Raw genomic sequence first — 21,561 nt, forward strand, 5'->3', positions numbered from 1 at the left:
CTATAGGCTTGGTTAGATCAGGCACATATTCACCGCGATCCTATTGAGTTGTAGCCGATAGGCTATTGGCATACATTCTTAGTCATTCAGTTATAAAATTCCCCAGCACTTCGTACGGAGCCAGATGCTGCCAGAGGGTTGCTAAACTGCAAATCTGTACCTGTTCATCCAGTCGAAAATCCTGAGCTGAAGGGGTAACGACCAATACTGGGATTCCTCCCAAATCACGGCTGGCATTGTAATTTCCGCGACTTAATACAGGGGCGTTGGTGTATTTTATTTCAATCCCCACGATCGGTTGCCCAGCACGTACCAGTACTAAATCCAGTTCAGCCCCTTCTGCCGTGCGGTAGTAATAAGCGTGTGTGTCATGGGCCAAATTGGCAATTACCTGTTGCACAATATAGCCCTCCCATGAACTACCCAAATGCAGACTTCCACTAAGCGCTTCGGTCGTTTGAATAGCAGCCAGTGCATGAAACATGCCACTGTCCCGTATGTACAGCTTCGGGGCTTTAACCAACCGTTTGCCAATATTGACGAAATAAGGGGGCAATCGCCGAATCAGAAAAGCCTGTTCCAGAAAGTCGAGATAATGCTGAACGGTGGGGACGCTAAGACCCAGTGAGCGGGCTAATTCGGAGTTGTTTACTTGATTGGCATGAACACTGACCAGCATCGACAACAACGTACGAACCCGCGTTGGTGAAGCTCCCAGCCCTAATCCGGGAAGGTCGCGTTCTACATAGGTTTGAATAAAATCGTTCATGCGCCGATTGGCCGAACGGTCGGTGGGAGCCTGTAGCATGTCGGGATACCCTCCACGGAGCCAGTGTTGCTGATACGATAGCTTATCCTGCACCTCCGGCCAGGTAAGCGGTTGAAGCTCCAGATAGGCGATTCGTCCTGCCAGTGACTCCGAACTTTGTTGAAGCAATTGGGGCGATGCGGAGCCTAAAAGCACAAACCGACCGGGCACCCGATGTCGATCAATAAGCGAACGAAGTACGGGAAAAAGCTGTGGCATTCGCTGGACTTCGTCAATAATCACTAAGGCGTCCTGTCGATCTGTTAAATATAACTCAGGATCGCGGAGCCGATTAAGATCCTCCAGCGATTCTAAGTCTAAATAGACCGTTTGGCGGTCGAACTGAGCCGCCAGCATTTTTGCCAGGGTAGTTTTTCCGACCTGTCGGGGTCCAACGAGTGCTACGGCTGGTCGATCGTCAACCAGTTCAACAAATTCTTTAGCTATAAGTCGCCTAAACATACCCTGCAAATTTAAAGTAATAGTTTAAATTTGCAGGGTAATAATTTAAATGCAAGCCATGATCTTAGATTAATACAGCTATTGTGCTAATGCCTCAAAAAGTGATATTGTAGAAAAAGCATAAAGGCGAAAAGGCGGTGATGTAATTAAAGACCTGCCTAAACAAAAAAGCGCGTCACTCTCCCAAATGACGCGCTGAATGAGTCGATGACTGGTTTAATAACTGTCGGCTCGGTAGTTGAAGCGATTAAAAATCAGGTTGACAGCTTCGCGAATTTTGCCCTGTTGCCGATCAAAGCCGTTGTTGGTTGTCAGGCCTGAAGCCAACCCGGACCAGATTACCTGATCGGTTTTATTGTCGACCAGGTTAACTAGAATTGTACCGGGCTGAACCTGAATATCCTGCTCATCACCCAGGCTTTGTACCTCACCGGCAGAAAAATAATCGGAACCCTGGTTGGTGTACCCTTTAACGGTAGTCGGTTTGTCGAACACCCGGAAATTGACCAGCAGGTCGGGATTCTGCCGCATAAATTTGTAGCCGCGTCCATCCATCGCAAAGCCAACGGCATCCCGAATCTGTTTTTTCAGGACAAGATCGTTGAGGAAATAGAGGCCGGGGTCAAGTTTGTTATCGACCTGTGAGGCCCAGGCATAGGATTTATAGCGGCTAAAGTCGGTATTGGGCCGCATTTCGCTGTTGACAGTAACTGTTTGGGCCTGCGTCAGGCTGGCTACCAGCGCAAACGCAGCAAGAAAAAAGAACCGTTTCATTGTCGTTAAGTTTTGAATCAGGTTGTTGACTAATCCATATCAATAACTCATCGACGGGTTCAGACGGTTATTAAAAGTAAGTTAAACCTCCATGACAGCGCCGAGATAGTTTCGCTATCTGTAACTAGTGGTTTCGAAACGGCTTGTCATTCCGGCAGTTGTTAGGATGGTAGGGTGTAGGGTTACCAGTTTAATCCGGCTGTTCGAAATTCGATCTGTCGGCTGCCCTGCCCGGCAAAATCGACATCGACGAGCATGGTACGGGCCGTTTTTAGCTGTTTGATCAAGGCTTTTTCGGAATCGAAGAAAATAACATTGGCACTGCCATTTTCGGCGGCCGAAAACGTATAGGTGACTGGTGCACTGCCATCGAACCGAACGTTTGCCTTGCCCTCCTGAAAGCTCCGGTTAAACTGCCCCTTCGACACCTGAATGTAAACATGCGTATTGGTATCTCGTTTCCGAATGGTCAGCGTGGCAACCGACCCGCCATTATACGGGAAGTCGAATTCGAGCAGCCTGGGCGACGTGATCGAGGCTTTATAGACCGTACGGCCTTCGTTATCAACACGCTTTGAATACTGCCACGTACTAGTTCCAGGCCGACTGTCTGGCTTGTTCGCTGCGGCATAAGTTGTATTGACTGGTTGCGTAGCGGTTGTGTCGGCCTTTGGCAGGTTCTGGTCGTTCACAGCTTCCTGACTGGCTTTTTCCTTGGTGGAGCACCCCCAAATGAGGGTTAGCGAAAACATATAAAGCAAAAGTCTCATAAGGTATCAATGAGTAAATCACATGACCATTCAGGCCGACAGCAGAAACCGTATGTTCAGCGATACAAACGTAGCCGCTCCGATGTTTTAACATTGCGGATAGGGCAGACAAATATATAGTCTTTGTAAGGTATCTGGCTGATTTGCAGTATAGGCTTTTGGTTTGAGGTACGAATTTTGCGGAAGCAGCTAATAAAATTCGGTTAGTCCCTAACTTTAATTCCGTCTCCCAAATACTTTTTTCTATTTTAGGGCATATTTACGTACTATGTTCATTCGTCAAAATCTATCGCTTGCAGCGGCCATCTGCCTGTCTGTCTTATTTACCCACAGTTTAACGGGATGTCAATCCAAGGGCAAGGCTTCCAGCGAAGCGACTACCGATACCACCAAAGCGACTGCCGCCGATAAGCCATCGGATGTGAAGGCCGAAGCGGCTGCCCCAGCCCCCGACCCATCCAGTATTCCGGCCGATAAAATTGCCAATGCAGCCGCTATTCTGGCGCGGCCACAGGTGCCTGTGCTCTGTTACCATCAGATTCGCGACTGGCGGGGTGGCGATTCCCAGACTGCTAAGGATTATATTATCCCGGTGGCTGCATTCAAGGAGCAGATGCAGATGCTGGCCGACAGTGGGTATCATACCATTTTGCCCGATCAACTGTACGCTTATCTGACTACGGGCGCCCCGTTGCCATCCAAACCTGTTATGCTGACCTTTGATGATGGTGACCTCGATCAGTACGAAACAGCCGTCCCCATTCTGGAAAAACATGGCTTCAAAGGCGCGTTTTTTATTATGACAGTGGCGATTGGCCGGCGGGGGAAACAGCCGTACATGGATAAAGCGCAGATTAAAGACCTGGCCGATCGGGGCCATACCATCGGAGCCCATACCTGGGATCATCATAATGTGAAAAAATACCAGGGCGACGACTGGAAAATTCAGATCGAAGAACCGAAAGCCAAGCTGGAAAGCATCACGGGCAAGCCGGTGAAATACTTCGCCTATCCGTTTGGGCTTTGGAATAAGCAGGCACTGCCCGAAATACAGAAGCGGGGCTATGCTGCTGCGTTTACACTGGCCGATGGGCGGGACGAGCAGTTGCCGCTCTATACCATCCGGCGCATCATTGCGGGTGGACAGTGGAAAGCCAAAACATTCTATCGAAACATGATCCAAAGTTTCGACGGTAAATAGTACCTACCCTCTCCCCCGGTTCCTCTCCCATTTTGGTAGAGGAATCAGGGGAGGAGGGATTTATTCGTTCACTTCGTTGCGACGGGGCATGGACGCCTGAGCACCCATACGTGTGACGGAAATGGAAGCGGCTTTGCAGGCGAAGGTGATTGCGTCGGGTAAGGGCTGTCCTTCGGCCAGCGCAACAGCCAGGGCGCCATTGAAGCAATCGCCCGCAGCCGTAGTATCGACAGCTTTTACGGGGGGCGTGGCGATAAGCTGACTCTGCGTGCCGGTCGATAGATAGGCCCCTTTGGAACCCAGGGTAATAATGACGTTCGATACGCCCATTGCGTGCAATTTCTGAGCAGCCTGTCCGGCGCTTGACAGGTCATCAACCCGAATGCCAGTCAGGAGTTCTGCTTCGGTTTCGTTCGGGGTTATTAGAAATAAATTGGGAAACAGTTCATCGGGCAAGGGCTGGGCAGGAGCTGGGTTTAAAATAACCCGTAAGCCACGTGTAGCCGCTTCACTTATTACGTGAACCACCGTGTCCAGCGGAATTTCGAGCTGAACCAGCACCAGGGCATCCGCTTCGGCTGACATCAGGGCCGGATTGGTTTCGGCGGGGCGGAGCTGGGCATTCGCTCCGGGAGCTACCGTAATACAGTTTTCGCCCGCAGCATCGACGTTAATTAACGCCACGCCCGATGGATGGTCAGGATCACTCTGAATGTAAGTGGTATTGATCCCTTCCTGACGAAATCCAGCAACAGCCTGCTCGCCAAAGATATCGGTCCCAACTTTGGCTACAAAGGTTACGTTCCCTGTCAAACGGGCAGCCGCCACGGCCTGATTGGCCCCTTTCCCGCCAGGATTCATGAAAAAAGTACCGCCTAGTACGGTTTCGCCGGGGGCTGGTAATTTGGTCGTTTGAACAACCATGTCCGTGTTTGAGCTACCAACCACTAAAATCTGACCTGGCATGTAGTAAGGATTTAGGTAAAAACTAATAGTACGTGAACCGACACCCTGGTAAACTTCGTCCGCAGCGTCTGAATTTCTCGCCAAATAAATGCATTTGTTCGTAAGCATGGGCAGATTCGCCCAACATTCGCAAAACATCTGGTTAACCCTTTGGTTTTTATAGGGCGCACTTGCTGGCGGTTGAGGAGTTCTGCGCTACATCATCCACAATTTTCTACTTAAGAGTCTATCGTATACGTTGATAGCTATCCATTAGCGGTATTAAAAAGCCCTGTTGGTTTATAGAGTTTCAATGTATTACCATCTAGTATGCGTATATTGCGCTATACCGATACGGTTTACCTGTAATGGCAAACGTTTTATCGACGCTATTCTGATCTATATGAGCTGTAACAACCTATGAGTTGGTCAGAGGATACGTTTTAACCCACTTTACTCAACTAGTTGATTAATGAGTGCATTTACTGTTGACCTAACTAACTGCGAACGCGAACCAATCCATATACTCGGACACGTACAGTCGCATGGCTATTTACTGGCTATTCTGCCTGATACCTATTCCGTTGTTCATGCCAGCGATAACATTGTCGACCTGTTAGGCATACCAGCTACCGATCTGTTGGGGAAGTCGATCGATACGCTATTTTCGGGCACCGAACTATCGGCCAGTACCGTCATTGAGTTGCTGAATATTGGTCGGCGAAACCATTCGTGGGAAACGATCAACCCGCAACTGGTAACGCTGAACGACAGCGTCTGGAATTTGATCATTCATGAACACCAGGGGTTGATTATTCTGGAATGGGAATCGGCGGGTGATGAACGAAATACGGCTATCAATCAGCAGCTGATTGCGCAGTCGCTAACCGAAGTGCAGGCCAGCCGTACATTGTCCGATTTGTTACAGAATACCGCCCAGCGTATCAAAACCATTATCGGGTACGATCGGGTCATGGTGTATCAGTTTAGCCCCGACTGGCATGGGCATGTAGTGGCTGAGGCTAAGGACGATCATCTTGAACCGTATTTAGGGCTGCACTATCCAGCGTCCGACATTCCTCGTCAGGCCCGAGAGCTGTACAAAATCAATCTGGTTCGATTAATTGCCGATGTAGGGAGTACTCCATCCCGGATTCTGTCGATTCCCGACTGGCCCATTGATCGACCGCTCGATCTGACGCATTCGGTGCTTCGGGCCGTCTCGCCCATTCATATCGAATACCTCAAAAATATGGGCGTTCAGGCATCAATGAGCATCTCGCTTCTCTACCGGGGCGAATTGTGGGGCCTGATCTCATGCCATAATACAACGCCCCGCTTTGTCGATTATCCGGCTCGGCAGGCGGCCAAATTCGTAAGTCAGCTCTTATCGTCGGCCCTGGAGTTTCGGCGGAGTGAGGAAGATAAAACCAATCTGCTGCAATTCACTCAGAATGCACAGCGACTTCATGAGCAACTGCTGCTGACCGACGATGTGGCCAGGGCATTGACCAAGTTTCCGGTTACCGCGCTCGATGTGACCAATGCGACAGGAGTCGTGTTGTTGTTTAACGACAAAATTTACCAGCTTGGCCAAACCCCCAGCGAAGCGCAGCTTTGGGATCTTGGGCAGTGGCTGACAACAACCAATACCGAAACCTTTCTGGAAACCAACAATCTGGCCAGTTTATACCCACCCGCTGAGGCATTTCGGGAAGTGGGGGCAGGGATGCTGGCCATTGCCCTGTCGCGCGAGCTGAAGGAATATGTGCTCTGGTTCAAACCCGAACGAATTCGGGAAGTGACGTGGGCCGGTAACCCCGATAAACCCGTAACGGTTGGTGGCGATGGGCAGCTTCGGCTAAGCCCCCGCAAGAGCTTCGAAGCCTGGACAGAAATTGTACGAAACACATCAAATCACTGGACCGAAACGGAAATCGGTACCGTGGTGAAGCTGCGGGAAGATATTCTGCAGGTGCTGACAAAACAGGCCAACGCCATCCGAATCCTGAATCAGCGGCTTCAGGTAGCCTACGAAGAACTGGACGCATTCAGCTACACGGTCTCGCACGATCTGCGAACTCCTTTGTCGTCTATCCGGTGTTATTCAGAAATTTTGCTGGAAGAGCACGGAAAAGACTTTGACGAAGATGCGCAGGCGCTCTTCCAGAAAATTATTGATTCTACCGAGCGTATGCGGAGCCTGATCCGGCATATTCTTTATTACTCGCGGATGGGCCGTACGGACCTGGATACGCAGTCGATCGATATGCGCCAGTTGCTGGAGGGAATTCGGGAAGAGCTGCTGGTGACCGCTAAAGGCCGTTCGTTGCGGATTGATATTGGCGATACTCCGCCGATCAACGCCGACTCGACTATGGCGCTTCAGCTATTTACTAACCTGATTGGTAATGCAGTGAAGTATACACAGCATAAAACCGATGCATTGATTCGGATAAACGGCCAACAAACTGACGATGAAGTTGTTTATACTATCGAAGACAATGGGATAGGATTTGATATGAAACAGGCCGGTAAGATGTTCGATTTGTTTAAACGCCTGGAAAACGCACGAAACTACGAAGGGTCGGGTGTTGGATTGGCAATTGTAAAACGGATTATCAATCGACATCAGGGGAAAATCTGGTTCCGCAGTGAACCCGATCGAGGGGCCAACTTTTCAGTTTCATTTCCTGCTGTACCTTTAGTATAAGTTGTTGTATGGCAGATGTTTTGTATATAGAAGACGATCCGAATGATGCGGATATATTTGGCCGGTTGATGCAGAAGCTGGATCGGCACATTACCTATGTGGTCTTGTCCAGTGGCACCGAGGCTATCAATTATTTGCTGGGAAAAGGTTCGTATCAGTCATTCAGGCCTCAATTGCCAAAGCTGGTTTTGATGGACCTGAATCTGGATGGTATCAGTGGGTTTGATATTATTGAGCAGGCTCGGGCTATCGACCGAACCCGGTTTCTGCCCATCGTTGCTTTTAGTACGTCGGATAGTCCCAGAGATATCCGATCGGCGTATGAGGCAGGGGTAAACGCCTATGTAGTAAAGCCGGGAAGTTATCCGGCTACTCGAACGCTTATTGACCAATTGTGTGATTTCTGGCTGAATAAAAATACCCGAATCGATTTTGCATGATGACGTTGCTGGAACGACTGCGGTACGAAACTCAACCGCTGCATCGCCAAACGGAGACGTTATTTTACACCGACGACTTACAGAATGGCTCACTTTCAATTGATCAATACACCCATTTACTGCTCACTCACCTGCGTTTCCATCAGGAGTTAGAAGCGGCTATTGATGGTTATCCGGATTTTTTTCAGGACTATAATCCCGATACGCGCCGAAAAACAGCCTGGCTTCTTGCCGATCTGGAACGTCTGAATGAACCCGTTCTCGCTATCAAATCGGACTTGTTTCGCGGGTGGACACCCGTTTCCTTATTGGGAGCGGCTTATGTAGGGGAGGGGTCTATGCTGGGAGGTACTGTAATCTGGAAATGGTTACAGAACAACACAGCTATTCAGCCCTTGCTGACCCATGCCCGATTTTTTCAGGGATATAGATCGGTTACGGGCGTTAACTGGAAGCAATTTGGCACTTTTCTGACTTCAGCCGGAGAAAACCATGTCGATGATGTGGTGGAGGGTGCTAAGCAGGCTTTCGTCAACTACCAGACCATTTTTCGCTCGCTCTCAGCCAATCGTTTGACTAGCCAGTGTAGTTTCTGAATCAACTACTTATAAGGTAGCCATCGGTAGAAAAACCTTGAACGTGGAACCCTGCTGAGGCTGACTGCTAACGTCAATCGCGCCACCGTGGCTTTCGGCAACCCGTTGGCAAATAGCCAGCCCGATACCAGTGCCAGTATAAGACCCGGTGTCGTGCAGGCGTTGGAAAGGGGTAAAAATCCGGTCTTTATAGCGCTCATCGAAGCCGATTCCATTATCGATGATCCTAATCAGCCAGAACGAACTGGCTGACTGATCCTGTAACCGGGCAGGGAGTTCGTCGGCGGTAGCTTCCCGCGCTGATACCTGAATACTGGGTTTTCGGTCGGCCGGGACGAATTTCAACGCATTGGCAATCAGGTTCTGGAACAGTTGCCGTAAGCGGGATGAACTACCGAGCACCGTTGGTAAATCGTCGACAGTTACGGTAGCCTGTTTTTCGGTGATACTCATTTCCAGATCGCTGACAACGTCTTCGAGCACATCGGTAAGCTGAACCGTAGCAAATGGCTCCCGCTGGGTACTCAGCTTTGAATAGGTAAGTAAATCTTTGATGAGCAGTTGCATTCGTTGTGCTGATCGCTGAATCCGGTAAATCATGTCCGATTCGCCATCGGACAGGTTATCGGCAAACTGTGTTTTGAGCAGATCACTGAACGATTGAATACGCCGGAGCGGTTCCTGTAAATCGTGCGATGCAATATGGGCAAACTGCTGAAGATTTTCGTTGGACCGTTTAAGCTCTGCATTCGCTGTTTTGAGTTCGAGGGCTTGCTGTTGGGCGGCCAGTTCCGTCTTTTTGCGCTCGGTTATGTTGTTGTAAGTCACTACTAGTCCATCCTCACCTTGTTTAACCGCCGACACTTCGAACCAGCCTTCCAGTCCAAACTCATCCCGATAATACTGAGTGCTTTCGCCTGCCTGACCCGTTTCAACAACGCGTACGTATAGGTCGAAAAACCCGTTCTCTTTATTCCCCGGAAAGACCGTCAGCAGTCTACGACCAATGATCTGTTCGGGTTCCATAAAGTTACTGCGTATAACGGCCTGATTCGCCATATCCATCATGAAATCGATAATCTGGCCGCTCTCGTCCCGAATGGCTGTCATGGCGATAATGCTATTCAGCGAAGCATCCAGAATCGTTCGTAAATGATGGGCTTGTCGTTCCAGATTTTGCGTTTGCTCAACGACGAGTTGATGCAGGACTGCTTCATTGCGTTTGCTGTCGGTAATGTCGATCACCGTGCCGATAAATTCCTGGGCAACACCCTCTTTGCTGAAAAGAGCCTGCCCATTGGCCCTGATCCAGCGAAGCTGCCCATCTTCGATACCAACAGTTCGGTATTCGATGTCATAACGACCTGAACTGCCTGGCCGTAGGGCTTCCTGTACGGCCTGGTTGGTAGGCTCCCGATCATCGGGGTGCAGTCCCTGCAAGAAAACCCCGTAATCGACATGGGCCGATGGCGAAAGCCCGAACAGCTCTTTGCAACGATCCGACCAGATCAGGGTTTGGGTGAGAGGATTAAAATCCCAGGTACCGAGCTGGGCGGAATCTATAGCAAGCCGAAGTCGATCCTCGGCTAATTGAGAACGCAGCTCTGCTTTTTTGCGCTCAGTCAGGTCGATCAGTATGCCCGAAAAGGTAAGCGGTTGATGGTGCTCATTGTAAGTTGATTGTCCACGAGCCAATACCCATTTGTTCTCCTGATTTGCGCTTAAAATGCGATATTCGGCTTCATAAGTCCCGCCTAGTCGAATCGACTCGTCAATTTGTTGTAAAACCCGGTCGCGATCGTCGGGGTGAATGTTGTCGGTAAAGGTACTGAGTGGGAGCCCATCTCTTGAGGCCTGCGTATCGGCTACATCGAACATCCGCAGCAGGTTAGGGTCGCCATATAGTTTATCATTGCCTATGTCCCAAAACCAGGTGGCAATAAGTCCAATGCTCAATGCCGTCTGGAACTGGTCGTACGATCGTCGCAATAAAGACTCTTCATCTGACAGCAAGGGTGAAAATTGAGCAGCGATCGGCTGATTCATACGTTGAAATAAGCTGAAAATAGGGTAAGTGCGGAGCGCTATGATACATAAACCAACTTCCTGTAAGACTGTTCAGAGGAATAGGCTTTGCTGAATAGGCTGAATCAATCTGGTTCGGAAAAAGGCTTAGTAACGGGACTGCTCAACTTACTGGATTGGTGGAGAGGGTGGTGTTTTGGGGCTTTTTTGTTTGGGGCTTTCTGAAGGTGAAGTAGCCGTGTTGTGGTTCGTAAGCCGACTGGCTTTTAGCTGATGAAAATCCTCTACCTTTTCCTGATGAATTTCGTTCGCTTCTTCAATCGAGTGCGAAATAGAGAGGCTGGTTTCTGATTTGGCTCGTTCGGCTAATTCGCCAAAAAAACGGTGCAGCGCCCGAATTTCTTCTTCCGACAAATCCTCTACGTTCAATAGTCTATTGCTGGCTTTGCGGTTGACGGCGATCAGTTCATTCAGTTTGACCTGCATAGCCAGTGAGTCTTTATTCTGCGATTTCTGAATCAGAAAAACCATCAGAAACGTAATGATTGTGGTGCTGGTATTGATCACCAGTTGCCAGGTGTCGGAATAGCCGAAAATAGGTCCGGTAATAATCCAGATAATGATGGTAAGTAGGGCGAGCAGGAAAGCCATGGACGAGCCTGTGGCCTGTGTAGCTTTGGAAGCAAACCGTTCGAACGGCCCAGCGTTTGGGTTGGTGAACATAAGACGAGCGAATTAAACACGGAAGTTCCGTCTAAATCACGGATTCACTGCGCTGAGGAGGATTAAAATTACGCATCAGTCTGGGGAATCTGTTGATAAACGACCTTGCTTGTCCGGTTGATGCCTAAAAACAGGCTATCCCTTACGGATTCATCGTTCTTAATTCGCTCTCGTATTGGTCGGTAGGCCAGCCAGCTTTTTGCGCGTCGGCGATAGCTTGTTTCTGGTAGGTAAGGGCTTCCTGCTTGCGTCCCAGTTTATGGAGCAGTTGCGCGTAGGTATGCAGCGATTCGTGTGACCGATAGAGAACCAGCGACCGTTCGATCCAGGGAATTGCCATCTGCCAGTTGGCTGTCGAATGGCCTTGCTGGTGATACGTGTCGGCTAGCTCATAGAGCGAGTGGGCCACTTTCCACGACATCATCTGGTCGTTCATCGGCTTGCCCGCCAGAGTACTGGATAATCGGTTCTTTATCGAATCGGGCATAAATCGCATCATATTCTTGAGCCGTATTGAAGCGAGCGAATCGGACGTATGCAGTTCGGCGACCGACTGGGCCATAAGGGGGTGAGCCTCGGATTCCGCGATTGGCTGGTAACGGGTAAAGTTTCTGGTCTGCTTGAAAAACGTCAGTCGGTAGTGTGTAGCGGCTTCCTGTTTTACTAACTCTGTTCGCTGCATGAATGGATTGGCCGAAGCGGTGTTGCGTTCACTGTTGACAATTACTTTTTCCAGCAGCGTTTCATCATTGGTCGAAACGGCCTGTTTATAATCACTATCGAGCGTACGAAGAATGGCTTTCAATACGGTTGTCGCCAGGTTTCGTTTGACTGGGTCAGCCGAGAGAGCCGGTGGCCGGTTCCGGACTAAAAAATCGAAGGCCTGAGAATCAGTCGTCTGGAGATTATTGGCTATAAAAGCTATGGTTTCGGGAGCGGTGCGGTCGGAGTCCGACAGGGTCGTCAGATACGCATCCAGCACATCGCTTGTAGGCCGGCCAAGCGCCTGACGCATCATCAGGTATTTCTTGAGAAATTCGGCATCACGTCGGCCGTTGGCAAAATCCTTATCCCCTTTGGCAAGGGTTGCTTTCAACGCAGGAATGCGCAACACATGATCTACCTGATCGAGCATCCCATTGATGCCGCCATAACCTATCGCCCGATGAATCAACGCGCCATCGGGAGCGATGTACAAGGCTGTCGGATAGCTGGCTACCGCATATAATTTGGCAACGTCGATACCCTCACCTTTTTCGGCATCCAACTGGTAATTAATGAAGTGGACATTGAATGTAGACCCGATTTTAGGATTTGGAAAGGCTTCTTTAGCCATGCGTTTACAGGGAGGGCACCAGGTCGTATACACATCGACGAATATCGGTTTGTGTTGCCGCTTCGCTTCAGCCAGTACCTGCTGCCAGGAGCCTTTGAAGAAGCGAATACCGCCTGATGGGTCGTCGGAAGTAAGTGGCCTGCCCTGAATGGTTATGCAAATAGTTAAAGCCAGAAACGGACAGAGAACCAATCGGAAAAAGGTCGGTCGCATATCAACAATGGTGAGGTTTATGACTTGACGTCAACTTGACTCAGTAAATAACCAGGTTTTCGTTTGAAAGTCGACAAAAAACGATGCGTTTCGCTGTAGCCGAGTCTGTACAGTAATTCTGATTCTGCGTAATCGTATTCATGAAACGAAGCCATACCGAACCCTGGCTTGACCAAATTGGAAAAGTACCAATCCTTGCTATAAGTTTAGCTGAAACTTTTCAGAAAATAAAAAGACCAACCTTCTATACAGGCTGGTCTTTACGTTGGAAGCGGCTGGTTTCTTAATCCATCCACATAACTTTTTCGTAGGCGATTTCATAGTCCATTTCCTGAAGTGGAATCAGCCCGGCAAAATGGCCTGTTTCGTCGGTCTTGATGGCATTCCAGCAGCCAGAGGCATCCCGCAATAGGAGTCGGTATCCATAAAGTGGGTGTAGCGTGTTGCTGTCGGTGCGATGGTCCCAGCCAGTTTGTAATTCAATGGCAAAGCCAATGCGCTCCATCACATCATCCATTTGAGTCGTCAGGCTGTCGGTACCGTCTAATTCCTCGATCCAGAGTACCAGACCATCGGTACCCCAGTCGAAATGAAGCGGAGTAGGCGTCAGGTTGATTATTGAAGCGTTCATAACGTTTTGTTGGTTTTCGGTTTTGCGGTATTCTATTTACGGCCTATAGGGGCTAACGCAGGAATTAGTCACGCTTCGGCCGCCACAGGCCGTAAACAGAATACCGTGCACCAAGTTTAGGCACTCATACTCCAGGCGGGTGTTACCAGGGGTAAAGTCTGTTCTTCCCGCCATTTGCGAAGCCAGAAACGATATTTTTTTCGGCCATAGTCCAGGAAACCGGGTATGGAACTCGCATCAACAGCGAACAGCCGGTGAGGACGTTGTTTCATGATACCAATGAACACAAATCGAAACTGGCGCGTACTGGCCCACTCGCGATTGTCGGCGTGGCGAAGGCTGTCGATGTAAAAAGCAGCCTGCCGATCGTAATCGTAGGTGTAGCAGGATTCCAGAAACTGAGCCTGCGACCGGGCCGACGTTGTTTTCAGGTCGATGATCAGCGCATTACGTCGTTTGAGGCTGGTATACACCATATCGAGCCGCGCTTTGCAGGCTATACCCGTTGCGGGGTCTGTCGATAAAATAATGCGTTCACGCTCCGAAAGTCGTAAATACCGTCGGCAAAACGTATCCTGCCGGATGGTCTTCATGAGCGTTTGTAGCTGTTTGCTTTGTGCCGGAGCCAGTTCGTCGGTAGGTAGTTGGCTGGCCGGATCAAGTAGATCGGGCAGGAGTTGGGCCATTACCGTACCGACAGATTCAGGTTCGAGTAAGTGCTGATGAAAGGCACGTCCAAACACCTTCGTTTTCTCCGAAATAAACCGGGCCGATGGCGTAGACCAATAGCCGAGGTGCTCTTCTTTCAGGCGTGTCAGATCGGAGTTCGACACCCGTACGATCGAGCGATAGTAATCACCAGCGCCAACAGATTGACTAAGCATACTAAATGGATCTAAGTTGAGTATGTAGACTAGCTGAAAGGTGGTGTAGTGGACTGATTGACAGGCAATCGCCTGCTTTACTCACTTCACTACACCACCTTTTTTCGAAACCTAACCAATGGGCAATAGCTCGTGCTCGTCGATTGGGTTCAGAAATGGATTGTAATAGTTCATCGCCGTCTTGATGTTAGCGATGTCGGTTAGTGTTTCCTGGCGGAAAACTTTGACATCCTGGGCAAATTGCTTCAGTTCAGCCGTTTTTTCAGGATCGCCGTTCTTATAGGAGAACGTGGCAATGTAATACACACCCTTTGGCTGCGACTTGGTGTATTCTTTCTTTTCGGCAACCGCTGTAACTACTACATCGGCCAGCGTAAGGTCGTCGTAGTAGAGGGGTTCGATCAGGCGGAAAATATTATCGACGGAGTAGCCATGAAAAAGAATCGCCGAAACACAATTGTTTTCATCGATGAAAAAAATCTCGGCCCAGTTCTTGGTTCCCATATTCAGGATGTTGTCGGTGAAGATCCGCCAGGCAATGGGTTGAAAGGTGAGGGTACGGCCCAACTTCTCGGTTCCGTTGATATTGAACACACCTTCTTTGGCATCAAACCGGTACTGACGGGGGTGTCCTTCCAAATATTTGTACTTATTTACCACTTCACCTGTCAATTCGTGAATTTTTTGATACGGTTTAAGGGGGTTACCGCTTTGAATTGTCGAAAGTTGGTTTTTGTTTTGTGTGTTCATTAGTATTTGTTGTTTACTGTTCAAGCAGGGGACCCGTTTTGCGGTCCCTTTTGCCTTTTCTAAGGGCACTGTTTATGGTTTAAATATACATAGTTTTGTGTAATTGATCAAGGCTTTTTTTTGCCTTTTTGCAATTATTTTACAGGGTTATATGTAGTAATGGGGGTGAGGAGTGAGTACTAGGAGTTGCGGCTGCGAGTTTTTCCCTCCTATTACGCACTCCTCACTCCCAATACTAATTTTTTAAGATTTTTATTTTTTATGACCATTCACCTACGTTTGCAGCAACTTATTGATACACTAGATATTAGCGTGCTCGAGTTTTCTCGTAAACTGGGGGAGAATCGGGGCGAAAAAGTGTATCATATCCTGCATGGTCGATTGAAGCCCAGGTTCGATACGCTCGAAAAAATTTTAATCGCTTTTCCACAGGTGAACGGCGACTGGCTGCTGCGGGGCGAAGGGCTGATGTTTAAAACACTTAGCTCACCATCGGCAGCTATCACAACCGAAGAACGACTGCGTAATGTTGAGTTTCTACTTTTTCAGCTCAATGAGCGCGTGGCCCTGCTTCAGCAAACAAATGATGAGCTATTGGCTGAACTAAGAGCGCATAAGGCAGAGGGGTAAGGGGACGTGTTTGAGACAAGCGGTGAAGGATAGGAATGCTCTCTGATTCATACTGGCTAAACAACCTTCCTTCATTTCGGGTTATAGCTAAAAAACACGTAACGTTATGGCAACTACATCACCATTCGACCCCGAAAAAGTAGATCCTGATTTTTACTCGAAAGACCCCAACCAGCATGGTACGTCCGACTTTGGCCGTGAATCAGAGGGGGTAGGAACAAACGCCTATAAAGACTCGACCTCGGGTATGGATATGGACAGCGAAAACATGCATCTGACGCACGATACCCGCGAAGCGAACCTTGGCGTCGGACGCGCTGGTGAACCGCATAACGAAAGCCTTGGCGGCACGCAGGAATGGGACGTCGATGCCGACGCTATTTCGGACGTACCCAAAGGGCACATGATGAGCGATGAAGCAGCCAGCAAACTAAGCGAGGTAGCAGAAAACCCTTCTGATGATGCACTCCTGCACCGGGCTGATGCAACCTATCTGGAAGAGGGCGACAATCCGAATGAAGGGTACGACCCCCATCATGTCGGATACGATGATAAAAACAAAACGGATGTGAGCAAATCATAATCGTTATACCAGAATGCCTAATACTGAGTGGCCAGTTAATAAACTGGCCACTTTTTTTAGTAGGTTTCGGGACATACAGGACAGTTAATACTAGGATTCTTTCGTAAACTTGTTGGCTAATTGTTTGATTAAAATGGCGGCCTGTAGCCGCTTTCTGTCTTGCTGATCGAAACTCGTGCTTATGCCCGGGCGGGATTGCTCGGTAACCCGTCCGATGGATTTTTTGGTAAAACCATTGCTATTTCTGTTCGTAACTTCGGAGCGTCTGTAACGCTTTACCCGTCGCCCGAACTTCATATTGAACCACAGCCACAGGATACGAACGTTTTTCGGAGCCTGCACCACTTGCGCGATTCCGTCAGCATGCTGGGTTATCATGGTGGGGTGCCCCTGCTGAAAGCGGCTATCAAGAAATTTGCTGAATACTGCGAGAAAGAGAACATTCGGCTTCCTAATCAGAACTTCTCCATTCGTTACAACACGTCCATCCCCCGGCAAGTGGGCTTGTCAGGCTCCAGCGCCATTATTGTGGCGACGTTTCGGGCGTTGATGCAGTTTTACAACGTTGAAATCCCTCTGCCTGTGTTGCCTAACCTGGTGCTGGCTACCGAAACCGACGAGTTGGGCATAACAGCGGGTTTACAGGATCGGGTTATTCAGTGCTACGAAGGCTGTGTTTATATGAACTTCGACAAAGCCATTATGGAGCAGCAGGGACATGGTGCCTATGAACCGCTCGATTCTCGGTTGCTACCCCGGTTATACATTGCCTATAATACCGATCTGGGTAAACAGTCGGGGCAGGTGCATAACGATGTCAAATCGCGCTGGCTCAAAGGTGAACCCATCGTGGTCGAAACCATGAGCGCTATTGCCGACGTAGCCCGGCAGGGGCGCGACGCCATGTTACAGCGTGACACGGAAGCATTGAATGCGCTGGTTAATCGTAATTTTGATTTGCGGGCTCAGATCTATAACATCAGCGACCGGAATCGAAGCCTGATCGAAACGGCCCGTTCCTGTGGCGCATCAGCCTCGTTTACTGGTTCGGGTGGTTCCATCATCGGCCTGTATCGTGACGACGCCATGCTGAATCGACTGTTTGTATCCCTGAAGAAAATCAACGCCCGCGTGATTAAGCCATATGTAGTATAAATTGGCGAAAGAGCGAAAGAATGAAAGAGCGAAGGATTCTCGCGTCGGCCACTCTTTCGCTCTTTCGCTCTTTCGCTCTTTAAAATGATAAAGAAAGCCGTTATTCCTGCTGCCGGATTTGGAACCCGGTTTTTACCAGCTACCAAGGCACAGCCTAAAGAAATGCTGCCTATTATCGACCGGCCGACCATTCAGTATGTGGTACAGGAGGCCGTTGATTCGGGTATTGAAGACATCCTGATTATTACAGGCAAAGGCAAACGTGCCATTGAGGACCATTTCGACCGTAACCACGAACTCGAAACGCGTCTGGAAGAAAAAGAAGACCAGTTGCTGCTCGATGAAATGCGTCGTTTGTCCGACATGGCTACGTTGCACTATGTTCGTCAACGGGAGTTGAATGGTCTGGGCGATGCGATACGGTATGCTAAGCATCACGTTGGTAATGAGCCATTTGCCGTATTGCTGGGCGATACCATTATGGATTCGGTAATTCCGGTAACCCAACAATTGATCGACACTTATGCGCAGTATGGCGGTTCGGTGATTGCGGTAGAAGAAGTGCCGCATGATAAAGTAAATCGCTATGGCATTGTTGGCGGGAAGTCGCTGAGCGACCGTATTCTGGAATTGAATACGTTGGTTGAGAAGCCTTCGGTCAGTGATGCGCCATCTAATCTGGCGATAGCAGGCCGGTATATTCTGACGCCCGAAATTTTTACGATGCTGGAGCAGACACCGGCCGGTAAGAACAACGAAATTCAGTTGACCGACGCCATGTTGCTGCTGCTAAAGCGGGAGAACCTGTATGCCCACTGCATCGAAGGAAAGCGGCACGATATTGGTAACAAGCTCGATTTCCTGAAAACAACCGTTGAATTTGCCTTGAAGCGCCCCGAATTTGCCGACAAGTTCCGGGCTTTTTTAGAAGAGATTTTAAAGAAGGACTAGTAGAGAAGGCTAAAAAAAAGGATCGATGTGTGCACACATCGATCCTTTTTTTTACCTCACTCGCACACTTATCGTTGCGGTGTCATCCTCGCCATTGGTGTATCCATTGCCCGGTGTTGAGTCGGGATCGGATGGCGTAACACTGAATACCTGGCCCTGGAGCGTTCCTGAATTGGGTACCTGAACGAACAGTGATATAGTTCCTTTGTTGCCAGCAGTGATTGAGCCTATGTTGGCTGTTACTGACTGGCCGCTGATGGTTAATCCGTTTGTAACAGTCAATTGCCAACCCGAAGGCAGAAGGGTTCTAATTGTTACATTGTTGGCCGTTGCTCCGCCACTGTTCGAAACAGTAAAGGTAAACTTGGCCACCTGATTCGGTCGTACGACCAGTTGGTCACTAACGATAGCCAGGCTAAGATCGGCCTTTGTTGGATCGGTAGGCGGTTGGTTGGATTGTACAGGTGGCAGCGGTACCTGGTTTGGATTCGGCGAAATGCTTATAAAATCGCTCTCTTCAAAAGTACGTAAATCGACTGTGGCTGCATCATCCTGTCCATCGCCTGTACCCGAACCTGGCTGGCTGTCGGGGTCTCGCCGACTACTGGTCATGATTTGGGCTGATGTCAGAAACCGGCCAGCCTGCTGGGCTTTCATTCGAAAGGCGAATGGCAGGCTAGTACCAACGTCTACTCTGCCTGATTTGATCCGAATCGTGTCGCCTTTCGCCTGAATGGCTGCATCAGCGGTATTGATAAACTCCATACCTGGCGGAAGCAAACTCCGAATAGTGGTACTATCAACGGCTGCTGGTCCTTCATTTGTTAGAACTAGTGTAAGTGTAACGGGTTGATTGACAGCAGGTAGGCGACTGCTTAGGCTCATTGAGATCGAGAGATCAGCATCGTTGCAAAGAGAAAAAGGCTGACTGGGTAATGTGGCCAGATTAGGGTTGCTGGTAACTACCCGGATACGGTACTGGGTGCCTGAGGCTAACTCGGGCGATAGCGTAACGGTGAATGGGCCGGTAGCTGTAACGTTGCTGATGGTCGTTTCATTGGCAAAGGAGCCGGTTGGATCTGATAAACGAACGCTGTAAATACCATCTTTAGGCCCGTCAATTACTTCGATAGATACGGTGAGCGGATTGATAAGACAAGCAGGTGGGGTTGGGGTACCACTTACTGTCAGAAAAGGTTGAATGACCACATTGGGTTCTTTTTGATACAGGATTTGCCGCGCATCGATAAACGCAATATCGAACCACATCGTCTGGCTGGTATTGCCCTGAAGTCGTATTGAGTAACGGTATTTGCCAGGTGAAACCCCTCCAACACCAGCGCCCTGGGGAGGATAGTTTTGAACGTACGTAAAATTGGCAAACTCTTCATAATCGGGCGCTTGCGAGCCTGGTTGAGCCAGATACCAGCCGGTATCGGTGAACGTTCCCCCATCAATACGCTCAAGTTTCACCTCAACGGGTGCAGTCGATTCCACCATAGCAAAGAACCCGTGTGTCCAGGAATCGTATTTGTACGAAACCCTACGAATGGCGTCGGGGGGCGTACCGCCCATAACAGGCTGACGTAATACACGTAACAGCGAAGCGGGGGCCGCCGATTGCTGGATTGTAAATGGTTCGCTGAGAGTCCCCAGAATCACTGGGTTCGTTGAGCGAGTTCTGACCCGGTATTGACTGTTGGGTAGGTTGGTCGGAATCTTTATTAGAATCGGGTTGTCCTGCGTTGGTGAGGACTCGGCGACCACCGTTCCGTCGCTGGCTCGAATAATCTGAGCAACATACTGATTTGATGGCTGATACGGGTCGCTGCGGAGTGATGCCACGGCCAGTGTATCACCCTGCCGACGAAGAAGGGGTAAGGTGTATCCGGTAGTAATCAAAGCGCCAGGGTCGTTAGGCATGAAAGGGACTGCATTCTGAAAAAATGCAGTCGTCAGCGCCTGATCCCAGCTATTGGTAAATCGTACCAATCCTGGCCCCTTCATATGAATACCATCCGGTCGGTTTGCGGTACCTATGATGCTGTCGCTGGCTGGACCCGGAAATGTGTTGGATATATTGGTAATAAGTTGGTTCTGAGCCGCAATAATGCCGGCATTAGTCAGATAATTATTAAAACTTACGCGCGAAATCATCCAGGCTAGTGGCTGTGAACCTACCTGTTGTCGACTTTTCTGAATGACCGCATTAATGTTATTGTAATACGTCTGACTAGTAACGTTATAGTATGTGTCTGTTTCGCCCTGGTGCCACAGCACGGCTCGGGCACCTGTGCGCGATACATAATGCAGCAGTGCTTCTCCAAGCCTCCGATACACTGATGAGTTGGTGGTCGTACCCATATTTCCGACTGCTCCCTGCTGCCATTCGCTGCTGCTACTACCACCCAGCGCTGCTCCCAGGAATAGAACGGGGACATTTAAACGTTGCACCAACTTGTCGCCGAGCGTACTCCATAAATGAGGTGGCTGACTAGGGCCTATCGAGCTTCCATAGCTGACTTTACTGAACTGGAGAGGTAATAGTTGTTCGCTGATGCTATCCTGCCGAAAATCGACGCAGGACACGCGATCTTCAACCGAACTTGTTACGCGCTGTAAGCCGCCGAATACGTTCGATTGCCCTGCTACTACAAAAACCTCGCCTATACCTATCCGGTCAACTTGTGTTTCGGCTATAACTATTGGCCCGTTTTTGGCCCGGACTGCTAATCGATACCACCCACCGTTGACCGTTACCTGGCCCCGGAACGAGGATGTACCTGATAAAAAGGATAGAGATGACCAGTTAGTGCTTGTTCCCTGATTGGCAGCTAGGGGTATAAAACGTGCCTCAACCAGCGTAGCATTGCTTGGTGCAACACCAGTTACGGTAACGGCGGCATTGTTGGCTAAGTTACGCTGGAAAACCATTCTGGTTACCGGGCTCGTGATCGTCAGTTGAGCATAC

19 protein-coding genes are annotated in these 21,561 nt (G+C 49.4%); 8 read left to right on the forward strand and 11 right to left on the reverse strand.

Going from position 1 to position 21,561, the window contains the following annotated elements:
* Positions 1 to 82: 82 nt before the first annotated feature.
* From BGO59_RS30040 to BGO59_RS30050, 3 genes are all read right to left on the reverse strand, one after another.
* The gene (locus BGO59_RS30040; RefSeq protein WP_293690359.1) at positions 83 to 1,270 is read right to left on the reverse strand and encodes an ATP-binding protein; all 1,188 of its coding nucleotides are present in this window, start codon (positions 1,268 to 1,270) and stop codon (positions 83 to 85) included.
* A gap of 216 nt (positions 1,271 to 1,486) precedes the next feature.
* Positions 1,487 to 2,044: a DUF4136 domain-containing protein gene (locus BGO59_RS30045; RefSeq protein WP_293690361.1), complete on the reverse strand. Its 558-nt coding sequence runs from the start codon at positions 2,042 to 2,044 to the stop codon at positions 1,487 to 1,489.
* A 182-nt stretch (positions 2,045 to 2,226) separates the two neighbouring features.
* Entirely contained in the window at positions 2,227 to 2,814 is a 588-nt protein-coding gene (locus BGO59_RS30050) for a hypothetical protein (RefSeq protein WP_293690363.1), read from the reverse strand.
* Between the two features lie 268 nt (positions 2,815 to 3,082).
* Between BGO59_RS30050 and BGO59_RS30055 the strand changes: the two genes are divergently transcribed.
* On the forward strand, positions 3,083 to 4,015 hold the full coding sequence (locus BGO59_RS30055; RefSeq protein WP_293690365.1) for a polysaccharide deacetylase family protein: 933 nt from the start codon (positions 3,083 to 3,085) through the stop codon (positions 4,013 to 4,015).
* Between the two features lie 60 nt (positions 4,016 to 4,075).
* Here BGO59_RS30055 and rbsK read toward each other — a convergent pair whose 3' ends face one another.
* Positions 4,076 to 4,981 carry a ribokinase gene (gene rbsK, locus BGO59_RS30060; RefSeq protein WP_293690367.1) on the reverse strand — a complete coding sequence of 302 codons (906 nt, stop codon included), beginning with the start codon at positions 4,979 to 4,981 and terminating at the stop codon, positions 4,076 to 4,078.
* A gap of 451 nt (positions 4,982 to 5,432) precedes the next feature.
* Between rbsK and BGO59_RS30065 the strand changes: the two genes are divergently transcribed.
* Genes BGO59_RS30065 through BGO59_RS30075 form a run of 3 tightly spaced genes read left to right on the forward strand, consistent with a single transcriptional unit; the run spans position 5,433 to position 8,709 of the window.
* Positions 5,433 to 7,673: an ATP-binding protein gene (locus tag BGO59_RS30065; protein WP_293690368.1), complete on the forward strand. Its 2,241-nt coding sequence runs from the start codon at positions 5,433 to 5,435 to the stop codon at positions 7,671 to 7,673.
* Positions 7,674 to 7,681: 8 nt separating this feature from the next.
* Positions 7,682 to 8,113, forward strand: coding sequence for a response regulator (locus tag BGO59_RS30070; RefSeq protein ID WP_293690369.1), 432 nt, complete (start codon positions 7,682 to 7,684; stop codon positions 8,111 to 8,113).
* Positions 8,110 to 8,709, forward strand: a complete 600-nt coding sequence (locus BGO59_RS30075; protein WP_293690371.1) for a biliverdin-producing heme oxygenase — start codon at positions 8,110 to 8,112, stop codon at positions 8,707 to 8,709. The genes BGO59_RS30070 and BGO59_RS30075 overlap by 4 nt, the downstream gene beginning before the upstream one ends.
* A gap of 9 nt (positions 8,710 to 8,718) precedes the next feature.
* On the opposite strand, the gene BGO59_RS30080 is transcribed toward BGO59_RS30075, so the two are convergent.
* The 6 genes from BGO59_RS30080 to BGO59_RS30105 form a co-directional block, all read right to left on the reverse strand.
* Positions 8,719 to 10,755, reverse strand: coding sequence for a PAS domain-containing protein (locus BGO59_RS30080; RefSeq protein WP_293690373.1), 2,037 nt, complete (start codon positions 10,753 to 10,755; stop codon positions 8,719 to 8,721).
* Positions 10,756 to 10,902: 147 nt separating this feature from the next.
* Positions 10,903 to 11,457: a low affinity iron permease family protein gene (locus BGO59_RS30085; protein ID WP_293690375.1), complete on the reverse strand. Its 555-nt coding sequence runs from the start codon at positions 11,455 to 11,457 to the stop codon at positions 10,903 to 10,905.
* Positions 11,458 to 11,599: 142 nt separating this feature from the next.
* Positions 11,600 to 13,006, reverse strand: a complete 1,407-nt coding sequence (locus tag BGO59_RS30090; RefSeq protein WP_293690377.1) for a DUF255 domain-containing protein — start codon at positions 13,004 to 13,006, stop codon at positions 11,600 to 11,602.
* 283 nt (positions 13,007 to 13,289) lie between these two features.
* A complete protein-coding gene (locus BGO59_RS30095) occupies positions 13,290 to 13,637 on the reverse strand; it encodes a hypothetical protein (protein WP_293690379.1) in 348 nt (115 codons plus the stop codon).
* 116 nt (positions 13,638 to 13,753) lie between these two features.
* The gene (locus BGO59_RS30100; protein ID WP_293690381.1) at positions 13,754 to 14,521 is read right to left on the reverse strand and encodes a PD-(D/E)XK nuclease-like domain-containing protein; all 768 of its coding nucleotides are present in this window, start codon (positions 14,519 to 14,521) and stop codon (positions 13,754 to 13,756) included.
* Between the two features lie 111 nt (positions 14,522 to 14,632).
* On the reverse strand, positions 14,633 to 15,271 hold the full coding sequence (locus BGO59_RS30105) for a hypothetical protein (protein WP_293690383.1): 639 nt from the start codon (positions 15,269 to 15,271) through the stop codon (positions 14,633 to 14,635).
* A gap of 261 nt (positions 15,272 to 15,532) precedes the next feature.
* Between BGO59_RS30105 and BGO59_RS30110 the strand changes: the two genes are divergently transcribed.
* From BGO59_RS30110 to galU, 4 genes are all read left to right on the forward strand, one after another.
* Positions 15,533 to 15,901, forward strand: a complete 369-nt coding sequence (locus BGO59_RS30110; protein WP_293690384.1) for an XRE family transcriptional regulator — start codon at positions 15,533 to 15,535, stop codon at positions 15,899 to 15,901.
* A 106-nt stretch (positions 15,902 to 16,007) separates the two neighbouring features.
* Entirely contained in the window at positions 16,008 to 16,484 is a 477-nt protein-coding gene (locus BGO59_RS30115) for a hypothetical protein (protein ID WP_293690386.1), read from the forward strand.
* 159 nt (positions 16,485 to 16,643) lie between these two features.
* A complete protein-coding gene (locus tag BGO59_RS30120; RefSeq protein WP_293690387.1) occupies positions 16,644 to 17,639 on the forward strand; it encodes a GHMP kinase in 996 nt (331 codons plus the stop codon).
* A gap of 84 nt (positions 17,640 to 17,723) precedes the next feature.
* Complete coding sequence (galU, locus tag BGO59_RS30125; RefSeq protein WP_293690389.1) at positions 17,724 to 18,590, forward strand: UTP--glucose-1-phosphate uridylyltransferase GalU; 867 nt, start codon at positions 17,724 to 17,726, stop codon at positions 18,588 to 18,590.
* Between the two features lie 51 nt (positions 18,591 to 18,641).
* Here galU and BGO59_RS30130 read toward each other — a convergent pair whose 3' ends face one another.
* Entirely contained in the window at positions 18,642 to 21,524 is a 2,883-nt protein-coding gene (locus tag BGO59_RS30130) for a sialate O-acetylesterase (RefSeq protein ID WP_293690391.1), read from the reverse strand.
* Positions 21,525 to 21,561: the final 37 nt, after the last annotated feature.

The sequence above is a fragment of the Spirosoma sp. 48-14 genome (assembly GCF_001898575.1).
Classification (GTDB): Bacteria; Bacteroidota; Bacteroidia; order Cytophagales; family Spirosomataceae; genus Spirosoma.